At 65.0% G+C, this 10856-nt stretch carries 8 protein-coding genes; 4 read left to right on the top strand and 4 right to left on the bottom strand.

The window, feature by feature from the left end; translation table 11 throughout:
- Positions 1–12: 12 nt before the first annotated feature.
- From B843_RS05655 to prpD, 3 genes are all read right to left on the bottom strand, one after another.
- Positions 13–1185 (bottom strand): bifunctional 2-methylcitrate synthase/citrate synthase, encoded by a 1173-nt coding sequence (locus B843_RS05655; protein ID WP_025252547.1) that lies wholly within the window; start codon positions 1183–1185, stop codon positions 13–15.
- Positions 1186–1671: 486 nt separating this feature from the next.
- Positions 1672–2601 (bottom strand): methylisocitrate lyase, encoded by a 930-nt coding sequence (gene prpB, locus B843_RS05650; RefSeq protein WP_025252546.1) that lies wholly within the window; start codon positions 2599–2601, stop codon positions 1672–1674.
- Positions 2601–4097 (bottom strand): 2-methylcitrate dehydratase PrpD, encoded by a 1497-nt coding sequence (gene prpD, locus B843_RS05645; RefSeq protein ID WP_025252545.1) that lies wholly within the window; start codon positions 4095–4097, stop codon positions 2601–2603. The genes prpB and prpD overlap by 1 nt, the downstream gene beginning before the upstream one ends.
- 242 nt (positions 4098–4339) lie before the next feature.
- Between prpD and B843_RS05640 the strand changes: the two genes are divergently transcribed.
- The 4 genes from B843_RS05640 to B843_RS05625 all read left to right on the top strand — a co-directional run bounded on the left by B843_RS05640 (position 4340) and on the right by B843_RS05625 (position 8399).
- Positions 4340–5680: a helix-turn-helix domain-containing protein gene (locus B843_RS05640; protein WP_025252544.1), complete on the top strand. Its 1341-nt coding sequence runs from the start codon at positions 4340–4342 to the stop codon at positions 5678–5680.
- A gap of 179 nt (positions 5681–5859) precedes the next feature.
- Positions 5860–6294: a hypothetical protein gene (locus B843_RS05635; protein ID WP_051483557.1), complete on the top strand. Its 435-nt coding sequence runs from the start codon at positions 5860–5862 to the stop codon at positions 6292–6294.
- 178 nt (positions 6295–6472) lie between these two features.
- Positions 6473–7495: an alpha/beta hydrolase family protein gene (locus B843_RS05630; RefSeq protein ID WP_025252542.1), complete on the top strand. Its 1023-nt coding sequence runs from the start codon at positions 6473–6475 to the stop codon at positions 7493–7495.
- Positions 7496–7568: 73 nt separating this feature from the next.
- Positions 7569–8399, top strand: a complete 831-nt coding sequence (locus B843_RS05625; protein WP_025252541.1) for a sulfurtransferase — start codon at positions 7569–7571, stop codon at positions 8397–8399.
- Between the two features lie 57 nt (positions 8400–8456).
- Here B843_RS05625 and B843_RS05620 read toward each other — a convergent pair whose 3' ends face one another.
- On the bottom strand, positions 8457–10601 hold the full coding sequence (locus tag B843_RS05620; protein WP_025252540.1) for a DEAD/DEAH box helicase: 2145 nt from the start codon (positions 10599–10601) through the stop codon (positions 8457–8459).
- Positions 10602–10856: the final 255 nt, after the last annotated feature.

Below are 10856 nucleotides of genomic sequence, written 5' to 3'. Positions count from 1 at the left end.
TGTCGCTCCTATTTATTCGTTGCTGCTGGTCGGCACGGAGCGCTGGGGCTCACCGTTGTAGGCGGACAGCGGGCGGATGAGCGAATTGGACTCGTTCTGCTCGATGATGTGCGCGGTCCAACCTGTAATGCGGGCCATCACGAAGATCGGGGTGAAGAACTCGACGTCGAACCCGAGGAGGTGATAGGCGGGGCCGGACGGGAAGTCTAGATTCGGGCGGATCTTGATGGAGGTGTTCTCGTACATGGTCTTGGCCATGATGTCGTACATCTCGACCCACTTGGTGCCCCCGTGCTTGAGCCCGAGCTCCTTAAACGCGGCCTCCATGGTCGGGACGCGAGAGTCGCCCTGCTTGTACACGCGGTGACCAAAGCCCATGACCAATTCCTTGTTGGACAGTTTGTCCATCACCCACTGCTCGGCCTTCGCCGGGTCGTCGATCTCCAGCATGTTGTGCATGACGGCCTCGTTAGCACCGCCGTGGAGTGGGCCCTTGAGGGCTCCGATAGCGCCTACGACCGCGGAATAGGTGTCGGACATGGTGGAGGTGATCACGCGGGCGGTGAAGGTGGAAGCGTTGAAGCTGTGCTCGGCGTAGAGGATGAGCGACTTGTCGAAGGCCTCGACGTCGGCGCGGTCGTTGGCCGGGGAGCCCTCATCATCACCGAAGACCATGTAGAGGAAGTTCTCGGAAAAGCTCTTGGTGGTCGACGGTTCCCGGTAGTCTAGCCCCTTGCGGCGGCGGATGTCGTAGGCGACCACGGTGGGCAGCTTGGCCATGAGCTCGAGCGAGGTGCGGCGGATGTGGTCAGAGTCCTTGGTGTAGGCCTCCGGGTCGAGCGAGCCGATGTAGGACACGGCGGTGCGCAGGACGTCCATCGGGTGGCAGGTCATTGGCATCGCGTTGATGAGGTCGATGAGGTGGCGATCGATGTGGCGCAAGGCCTTCTCACGGATGGAGAAGCGGCGCAGCTCGCTGCTGGTCGGCAGTTCCTTGTTCCACAACAGGTACGCGACCTCCTCGAAGCAGCAGTAGCGTGCTAGCTCCTGGACGGGGTAACCGCGGTAGGTCAGCGAGTTTGTTTCGGGGACGACCTTGGAGATCGCGGTGTAGTCGGCGATCACGCCGGCGAGACCCTTGCGAACCTCGATTTCCGGCTCAGGCTTGATGTTGGGAGTGCTCATGGTGGGCTTCCTTCGTATGCCTAGGGAAGGCCTTGTGCCAAGGCCTTGAAAAGTGTGGGGAGTGTGTGCCCACCCAGCCGGGCCTTCAGGTCAGGGCATGAACTAGGAAAATGCCCTGGTGATGGAACTGTCTCCCTGCGGTGAAGAGGATGTGTAACTAACGCAGGGGCCCGGCTGGGTGGAGGCGAATGCCCTCGGGTTCGCGGCCCGTGGCCATTCGGAGTTGAGTGCTCTATCGCTAAGAGAGCCTGCACCGTGTTCCGCCGACCAGCGGCTCAACGCTGTGGCAGAGGGTGCGTATTAGGAGAGGATAGAAAGCGAGCCGCTTTTGGTGGGGTGATGACTGCCGCACACTAGGGCTGGCTTTCTATCTCACTGCGCCTTGCTGAAAGGGAACCAAGGCGCAGCGGACATTGCGTTTTGGATAGATTCTTGGGGCGACTCTTTAGGCGTCACCTCCCTTCGAACGTGAACACGCGAGCAGGGTTAGTGTGCGAATCCCTGGGAGTTGTACTGCTCGCGTGAATAGGTGAATACTCCCTGGTCAAAGTCGTTGTATTCCTGGTAACGCAGGAGCTCGTACAGCCGTGAACGGTGCTGCATCCGATCCAGCCACCCCGCCTGGGTGCCGGTCGCGGCGATGTCGTCGAGCGCGCTTTCCACCTGTCCCATTGCGATGCGCAGCGTGGTCACCGGGTAGATCACCGCGTTGTAGCCCAGATCCTGGAGGGTCTGCGCGCTGAGCAGCTCCGTCTTGCCGAACTCGGTCATGTTGGCGAGCAGAGGGACGTCCACGGCGGCGCGGAACTTCTCGAACTCGGCAGGACTGTGCAGCGCCTCGGTGAAGATGAGGTCGGCTCCTGCGTCGGCGTAGGCCTTGGCGCGCTCGATCGCAGAGTCTATTCCTTCGATACCGGCGGCGTCGGTACGCGCGCAGATGAGGAAGTCGGGGTCGCGGCGCTCGCTCACGGCGGCGTTGAGCCGGCGGACCATTTCCTCAGTGCTGACCACCTGCTTGCCGTCAAGGTGTCCACAGCGCTTGGGGTTGACTTGGTCCTCGAAGTGGCAGCCGGCGATCCCGGCGTCCTCGAGCTCGGAGACCGTGCGCGCCGCGGACATGGGCTCGCCGAAGCCGGTGTCGGCGTCGACAAGCACCGGCAGGCTGGTGGTGCCAACGATCTGGCGGGCGCGGCCGGCGACCTCAGTGAGGGTGGTCAGCCCGATGTCGGGCAGGCCCAGGTCGGCGGCGACCACGGCGCCGGAGACGTAGACTCCCTCGAAGCCCTTCTCTTCGATCGCGCGGGACACCAGCGGAGAGAAGGCACCGGGCAGGCGCTGGATCGTGCCGGAGTTGAGTCCCGCGCGGAAGGCCTTGCGTCGCTCGTTGGCGGTGATAGACGATGCGTAGAGCGACATTAGAACAGTCCCTCCGGGGTGGCGGGAGCCTTGGCCAAAACCGCGGTGTCCAGCTCGATGTTGAGCTGTCCGAGGTCGCCTGCGCTCAGTTCAGAGAGGTTCTCCACCGCCTCGAGGAAGCGGTTCTGCTCGGCCTCGGAGACCACGCCCTCGGCCAGCGTGCGGAACTTCTCCACGTACTGCGGGCGGGCGAACGGGCGCGCGCCGAGCGGGTGGGCGTCGGCCACGGCGAGCTCGTCCTCGAGGACGCTGCCATCCTTGAAGGTGATCACGGCGCGGGCGCCGAAGGCCTTCTCGGCCGGGTCCTGGGAATGATAGCGGCGGGTCCACTCCGGGTCTTCAACGGTGGAGATCTTCTTCCACAGCTCGATGGTCTCCGGTCGGTGCGCGCGCTCCGGGGCGTAGGAGCGCTCGTGGTGCCACGTGCCGTCCTCGAGGGCCACGGCGAAGATGTACATGATCGAGTGGTCGAGGGTCTCGCGGGTTGCGTCCGGGTCGAACTTCTGCGGGTCCTGGGAGCCGGTGCCGATCACGTAGTGGGTGTGGTGGCTGGTGTGCAGGACGATGGAGTCGATGTCGCGGGTGTCCGCGATCTGGCTGCGCATCTTGCGGGCCAGGTCGATCGGGGCCTGCGACTGGTATTCGGCGGAGTGCTCCTTGGTGAAGGTGTCCAGGATCGCGCGCTTCTCCTCGCCCGGCGCGGGCAGCGGCACGTCGTAGACGTGGTCGGGACCGGACAGCATCCAGGCGATGAATCCGTCCTCACCCTCCCAGATCGGGTTCGGGGCACCCTCGCCGCGCATGGCGCGGTCGATCGCCTCGATGCCCATCTTGCCTGCGAAGGCTGGCGCGTAGGCCTTCCACGAGGAGATGGAGCCCTTGCGGGACTGGCGGGTGGCGGTGGTGGTGTGCAACGCCTGGCCGACAGCCTCGTAGATGACGTCGGTGCCGAGTCCGAACGCCGTGCCGATGCCGGCGGCCACCGATGGACCGAGGTGGGCGACGTGGTCGATCTTGTGCTCGTGCAGGCAGATGCCGCGGACGAGGTCGACCTGGATCTCGTAGCCGGTGGCGATGCCGCGGATGAGCTCGCGACCGCCCAGCCCGCGGTGTTGGCAGGCGGCGAGGATCGGTGGGATGTTGTCGCCCGGGTGGGAGTACTCGGCGGCCAGGAAGGTGTCGTGGAAGTCGAGTTCGCGGACGGCGACGCCGTTTGCCCAGGCCGCCCATTCGGCGGAGTAGGTGCCCAGCAGGCCGAAGACGGTGGCGCGGCCCGGGTGTGCCTCGGCCTGGCGGCGGGCGACGGTGACCGGGCGGCGAAGGACGGAGGCCGCCGAGACGGAGGCGTTATCGATGATGCGGTTCTTGATCATCTCCTCGGTGTCCGCGGGAACCTCGACGGGATCCGCCGCAACCTGGGCGATGGCGTAGGCGAGGTGCTCCTCGCGCGGGAAGTCCTCGGCGGACTTGTGTGTGCACACGTGATGGGTAATCATCGAATAGTCTCCTAGTCGTAGAAGTCGAAACGTCGTGGACGCCGTGGACGCCGAAGCGTCGTAGGTTTGTTTCCCTCGGCTCGTGAGCTCAAGCCGTGGCGTTGCTGCACTCATCACGCTAGAACCCACCTGTGCCCTGAGTCACCCAGTGGATTTTGTAAAATAATTTCAACAAGAAGTCCCACTTTTGCAAAATTATTTAACATCGCTGTTCAGGGCGTTTTTCAGCAAAGGAATCACCTATGTCCAAGGTCTTCGCGGGGGCAACGATCCGCATGCTCCGTGACCTTCACGGATTGACCCAACTCAGCATGGCGCGGAAGTTGGGGATCTCCACGAGCTACCTCAATCAGATAGAAAACGACAACCGCGCTCTGTCCGCCTCGATGCTGCTCAACCTGGCAAGGACCTTCGACGTGGATCCCAGCCTCTTCTCCCCCGAGGAGGCCAAGCGCAACGCCGGAAAACTCAAGGACGCGCTCGCGCTGGCGGGCATCACCGACTTCGACGAGCGCAGCCTGCGCGACCTCTCTGCCCGCTATCCCAAGCTCGCGGCGACGATGAGCCAGCTCGCCTATTCGCAGGCCCCCGTCGATCAGGTCGACGCCTACGAGCACGTGAAGAACTTCCTATTCTCCAAGCGCAACCACGTAGAAGAGCTCGATGAGCTCGCCGAGAAGCTGGCAAAGGAGATCGGCATCCCGGGCCTGCGCGTGACCCGGCTCAGCTCGCTGCTGGACCAAGAGTTCTCGGTCACCGTGAGTTTCCACAAGGAACTGCCCACCTCCCGGCGCTCCTACAACCCCGCGACACGCACGGTGTACCTGCGAAACAACCTCAACGAGGCCCAGCAGTGTTTCGAGCTTGCGCGACAGGTGGCGCACCTGCGCTACGAGGACGTTCTCGTCGATCTCACCCACGACTCACCCTGGCTGCCCGACGAGCAGTCGCGGGCGCTGGCCCACGTCGCGCTCGCGCAGTACTTCGGCGCCGCGGTGGTCATGCCCTACGGCGACTTCATCGCGGCCGCCAGGGAACTTCACTACGACATCGACCTGCTCAGCAGTCGGTTCGGCACCAGCTTCGAGTCCACCTGCCATCGCCTGTCCACCCTCCAGCGCCCTGGCGACGAGGGCGTGCCCTTCTTCTTTATCCGCACCGACCGGGCCGGGAACATTTCCAAGCGCCAGTCGTCGGCAAGCTTCCACTTCTCGCGCTCGGGCGGCTCGTGCCCGTTGTGGGTGTTACACCGCAGCTTTGAGTCTTCGGGGCGGATCCTGCGGCAGGTGGCGCAGATGCCCGACGGGCGCACGTACCTGTGGATCGCCCGCACCATCTCGTCCACCTCGTTTGGGTTCGGCGAGGCCCCGAAGGAGTTCGCGATCGGGCTCGGCTGCGACATCGACCAGGCAGAGAACCTCGTCTATTCCCGCGGGCTCAACCTCTCCCCCGACGTCGCCGACCCCATCGGCACGGGCTGTCGCGTGTGCTCGCGCGAGGATTGTCGCCAGCGCGCCTTCCCCTTCACCGGCCGGGAGCTTGCCACGCGGGAGAGCGAGTCCTCGGATATCCCCTATTCCTAGGCCCGCGCCCCGTTGGCCGCGCCGCTGGCCGTGGGCTACGATGTCCTGTTGTTGACAAAAACACCGCTGGCACGAGAAAACAGCCCGCCGGCGGAGGCTTTGCCCTTCTAACACCTATTTTCCAGAGAGGCTTCCTTTTCGTGGCTCACTTCCTCATCATCCTGCACATCCTCACCGCGATGCTCTTCCTCGGCCCCGTGACCGTGGCCGTGTCCACCTTCCACACGCGCGCGCTCGCCGCCCACAACGGCGAGGACAACGCCAAGGGTGCGGCCTCCACGCTGTACAAGATCACCCAGGCCTACGGCAACCTGTCGATCCTCGTCCCGCTCATCGGCTTCGCCATCATGTTCACCAACTCGAAGTTCTGGCACGAGGGCCGCTTCCACGCCTCGATCCTGCTGGCGGTCATCGCGTGGGTGCTGCTCTACTTCGTCATCTACCCGCGCCAGAAGAAGATGATGGGCGCGCTCGGCCTGCTGGAGGCCGACGAGCAGGCCGCCGAGACCTACGAGGTCGCCGACTGGGACAAGGCCAAGGGCCAGCTGTCCATGTTCGGCGGCATCTTCTCCCTGCTCTGGGTGGTCATCGCGATCCTCATGATGTGGCACTAAGCACTGCCCCGCACGCTGCAACCGGTCCCTCGTGGGCCGGTTTTTGCTTGTCGACGTCTATAGCTGCCGCCCTCCCACCGGCCGGATACCGTAGGCGTCGACAAGCGAAAACAAATCCCAACGGGCCGAACTAGACTGGGGCACGTACCGACTCACCTTCCCGGAAGCAGGCTTGATCATGAGGAAAGCCTTCACCATCCTCGGTTCTATCTTCGGCGTCATCGTGCTCGTGGTGGTGCTGTGCGGGGTCGCGCTGTGGGCCGTGCGCAGGCACAACGCGGACAAGTACACGATCATGTCCACCTCCGCGCCGCTGAAGGACAAGTCCACCTACCAGACCAACGACCACGTCGTGCCCATCGAGGGCGAGTACCTCAACGGCTTCCACTTCATCCCGGAGCGCCGCCAGCACCCGGGCACGCTCGTGGTCTTCGGCGGCTCGGAGGGCTCGCCCAACTACGAGCAGGCCAAGGCGCTCAGCGAGCAGGGCTACGAGGTGCTGTCCCTGTTCTTCTTCGGGCAACCGAACCAGGTGCCCACGCTGGCGCGCGTGCCGCTCGATCAGTTCGACGAGGTCAGCGAGTATATCCACGCGAACATCGAGCGCCCCACCCCGATCACGCTCATCGGCTCCTCGAAGGGCGCGGAGTTCACCGCGGAGCTGGCCGCGCACGGCTACGCCTTCGACAACCTCGTCAACTACGCTCCCGCCGACCACACCTACGCCGGCCTCGACTTCTCCTCCCGCGACGAGAAGCCCTCGTTTGCCTACCGCGGCGAGGACGTCCCCTTCGCCTCCTTCCGCACCGTCGACGGCGCAACGTCGCGGGCGATGATCTGGGACCTCATGATTGGCCGCCCGCCCCGCTACCGCGAGACCTACGTCCAGGCCGCGGAGTGCGCCGACGCCTCCACGCGGATCGACCTGAGGAACTTCAAAGGCAACGGCCTCCTCTTCGCCGGCGCCGAGGACGCGATGTGGCAGTCGGAGCTCGCCGCGACCGGGCTGTCTGGCAGCGCGCCCAACCTCGAGGCGATCGTCTACCCCGGCGCCGGGCACCTGTTCTCCGAGGACATCGCGTCCTTCGGCACGGGCTGGGAGATCATGTTCGGCGGCACGGCCGCGGGCGCGGCCACGGCCTACCGCGAGTCACAGGCGGTACTGCTCGACCGTTTGAATCGCTGGCACGGCGTTCTGTAGCGCGCGTGCAGACGCCCATGGCTTCCCTCTCAATCCCGCGCGCGGCCGCCCGACTGCGCGTTACGATGGGCCAATGACCAACGCTTTCGCTACCCCCGTCATCAATAGCGAGCAGCTGGCACCGCTGCTCGGCGACCCCCGCCTCGTCGTCCTCGACGCCTCCATGGCCGGCGCCGCCAAGGCCACCGAGTTCCTGCCCGGCGCGCGCTACTTCGACATCGACCGCGACTTCTCCGACCTCGCCAACCCCTTCCCCCACGGGCTGCAGTCTGCGGAGGAGTTCCAGGCCGCCGCCCGCAGGCTCGGCCTCAACGACGACTCGATCATCGTGGTTTACGAGGCCAAGGGCGTGTTCGCCAGCCCGCGCGCCTGGTGGCTCTTGAAGTCCATGGGCCACGATGAGACCTACGTGCTCGACGGCGGCATGCGCGCGTGGAAGGCCGCGGGCTTCGACACCGTCGGCCACCGCGAGGAGCCTGCTGCCGAGGGCGACTTCACCGCCCGCTTCGACCCGAGCTGGTACGTCATCCCCGTCGACGAGCTCAAGGGCTACCTGGCAAGCGGCGAGAAGCCCGTGCTCGACGCCCGCTCCGCGGGCCGCTTTGCCGGCACCGACCCGGAGCCGCGCGAAGGCGTACCGTCTGGCCACATGCCGGGGGCAAAGAACCTGCCGTTCACCGAGGTGCTCGAGGGCGGGCTCTACAAGAGCCCCGAGGAGCTCAAGGAGATCTTCGCCGATCTCGCGGGCGAGAAGAAGGCGCTTGTCACCTCCTGCGGCTCAGGGGTGACCGCCGCGATCATCGGGCTCGGCGCTCGCCTCGCGGGTTACGAGGACGTGGCCATCTTCGACGGCTCGTGGACCGAATGGGCCGGCACTCCCGGCTGCGAGATCGTGACCGACTAACGCCAATGCCCCTTCCTGCGGAAGCAGGAAGGGGCATTAACTCATAAGTGCTAGGGGCTAGTCTCGCCAGCCGCGCTCACCGCGCTCGCGGTCGGCGCGGCCACGGCGATCGTCGCGGTCACGGTAGCCGCCGCGTCCGCCACGGCGTTCGTCCCGGTCACGGTAACCGCCACGGCGATCATCGCGGTAACCACCGCGTCCGCCGCGGTAATCGTCCCGGTCGCGGTAGTCCCCACGACCGCCGCGGGGGCCGCCGTTGTCCTTCTCGATGTGGATGAGCTGGCCCGAGATGCGCGTATCGCGCAGGTTGTCGAAGACGGACTTCGGCAGGTCCTTGGGCAGCTCCACCAGCGTGTGGTCCACGGCGATGGTGATGCGGCCGAAGTCCTTGTGATTGAGCCCGCCCTCGTTAGCGAGGGCGCCGACGATGGCACCCGGGCGCACGTGCTGGCGCTTGCCCACCGCGAGGCGGTAGGTGGCCATGTCCTTGTCGTTGCGCTCGAAGCGGGCGCCGCGCTCCCCGCGGTCACGGTCGCGACGATCGTCACGATCGAAGCGATCGCGGCCACCACGGCGGTCGTCGCGGTCGAAGCGGTCGCGGCGGTCGCGGCGCTTCTCCTGCGGCGGCTCCTTCATGAGGAACTCATCACCCGCGCGGGCCTGGGTGGCAAGCGCCGCGGCGATGTCCTCCAGCGGCACGTCGTGCTCCTCGGAGTACGCCTTGACCAGCGTGCGGAAGACGTCGATCTGCGAATCCTCCAGCGACTCGGTGATCGAGTCGGCGAACTTCGCCTTGCGGGACTCGTTGACCTCGTCGACGGTGGGCAGGTCCATCTCCACCAGCGTTGCGTTGGTCGCGCGCTCGATGGAGCGCAGCATGCGACGCTCGCGCGGGGTAACGAACAGGATCGCCTCGCCGGAGCGGCCGGCACGGCCGGTGCGGCCGATGCGGTGGACGTAGCTCTCGGTGTCGTTCGGGATGTCGTAGTTGAACACGTGGGTGATGCGCTCGACGTCGAGGCCGCGGGCGGCGACGTCGGTGGCCACCAGGATGTCCAGGCGGCCGTCCTTGAGCTGATCGACCGTGCGCTCGCGCTGGGCCTGGGCGATGTCGCCGTTGATGGCCGCCGCGGAGAACCCGCGGGCGCGCAGCTTCTCGGCCAGTTCTTCGGTCTCGTGCTTGGTGCGCACGAACATGATCATGGCCTCGAACTCGGTGACCTCGAGGATGCGGGTCAGCGCGTCCAGCTTGTTGCGGTGGGCAACGTTGAGGTAGCGCTGGGTGATGTTCGTGTTGGTGCGGGTCTCGCTCTTGACCTGGATCTCGTGCGGATCCTTCATGTAGTCGCGGGAGATCCGGCGAATGCCGTTGGGCATCGTCGCGGAGAACAAAGCGACCTGCTTGTCCTCCGGGGTGTCCTCGAGGATGCGCTCGACATCCTCCTGGAAGCCCATGTTGAGCATCTCGTCCGCCTCGTCGAGCACCAGGAAGCGCAGCTCGGAGATGTCCAGCGAGCCCTTCTCCAGGTGGTCGATGACGCGGCCCGGGGTGCCCACGATGATCTGCGCGCCGCGGCGCAGGCCCGACAGCTGGATGCCGTATGCCTGGCCACCGTAGATGGGCAGCACGTGGATGTCACCCAGGTGATCGGCGAACGACTGGAAGGAGTCGGCCACCTGCAGGGCCAGCTCACGAGTCGGGGCCAGCACGAGGGCCTGGGGGTGGCGCACATGGACGTCGATACGCGAAAGAATCGGCAGCGCGAAGGCCGCCGTCTTGCCCGTGCCGGTCTGGGCCAGGCCCAACACGTCGTGGCCTTCCATGAGCAGAGGGATCGTCTGCGCCTGAATCGGCGACGGGGTCTCAAAACCGACCTTAGCGACGGCCTTCAGCACATCCTTGGGCAGCCCCAAGTTATCGAAGCTTGGCCCCTCGCTCTTCTCGTTCGACTCGCCCTGGGCCTCCTCCGAAGAGGAGTCACTTTCTGAGTCACCCTTATCTACATTGTTCTCTTCATTGTCCGCGTCGTCCGCGGAGCCGGTGCCCTCAGAAGTGTTCGCAACCCTGGAGTCGTCTACATCGCCCAGCACGTCCTCCAAGGACGTGGGGCCATTGTCTACCTGCGAATTTTCCTGAGATTCCGACACATTATTCACGTCCAGCTCGTTCTCGCCGCTGGTGGCGTCATCGGTAATACTCATTGCCCCTCAAACTTACGCTAAACGACCCCCTTTTTCCTATTTACCGCCACAAACGTGACAACCCCACCGCCCAACTGCGAGTGCGATCGCGGTCACGTCACGCAGGGTGCTTGTCTACGGCTGAAGTTGGAATTGAACCATATTCAAGACACCCCCCTTCCTGGGGAATATGCCCCTTGAATAGCCGTTGAGGATGTGTAAGACTTACATACGGTTAGTACATTTGTTCGAATTTCACACTCCTTGTCCACCACT

The organism is Corynebacterium vitaeruminis DSM 20294 (assembly GCF_000550805.1).
Lineage (GTDB): Bacteria > Actinomycetota > Actinomycetes > Mycobacteriales > Mycobacteriaceae > Corynebacterium > Corynebacterium vitaeruminis.
The sequence above is the reverse complement of the archived record's forward strand: the minus strand, read 5'-3'. Positions and strand labels throughout refer to the sequence as shown.

Excerpts from the sequence above, each read along its gene's own strand:
- B843_RS05655 (WP_025252547.1), bottom strand. The coding sequence starts at position 1,185 with ATGAGCACTCCCAACATCAAGCCTGAGCCGGAAATCGAGGTTCGCAAG.
- prpB (WP_025252546.1), bottom strand. The coding sequence starts at position 2,601 with ATGTCGCTCTACGCATCGTCTATCACCGCCAACGAGCGACGCAAGGCC.
- prpD (WP_025252545.1), bottom strand. The coding sequence starts at position 4,097 with ATGATTACCCATCACGTGTGCACACACAAGTCCGCCGAGGACTTCCCG.
- B843_RS05640 (WP_025252544.1), top strand. The coding sequence starts at position 4,340 with ATGTCCAAGGTCTTCGCGGGGGCAACGATCCGCATGCTCCGTGACCTT.
- B843_RS05635 (WP_051483557.1), top strand. The coding sequence starts at position 5,860 with ATGCTCTTCCTCGGCCCCGTGACCGTGGCCGTGTCCACCTTCCACACG.
- B843_RS05630 (WP_025252542.1), top strand. The coding sequence starts at position 6,473 with ATGAGGAAAGCCTTCACCATCCTCGGTTCTATCTTCGGCGTCATCGTG.
- B843_RS05625 (WP_025252541.1), top strand. The coding sequence starts at position 7,569 with ATGACCAACGCTTTCGCTACCCCCGTCATCAATAGCGAGCAGCTGGCA.
- B843_RS05620 (WP_025252540.1), bottom strand. The coding sequence starts at position 10,601 with ATGAGTATTACCGATGACGCCACCAGCGGCGAGAACGAGCTGGACGTG.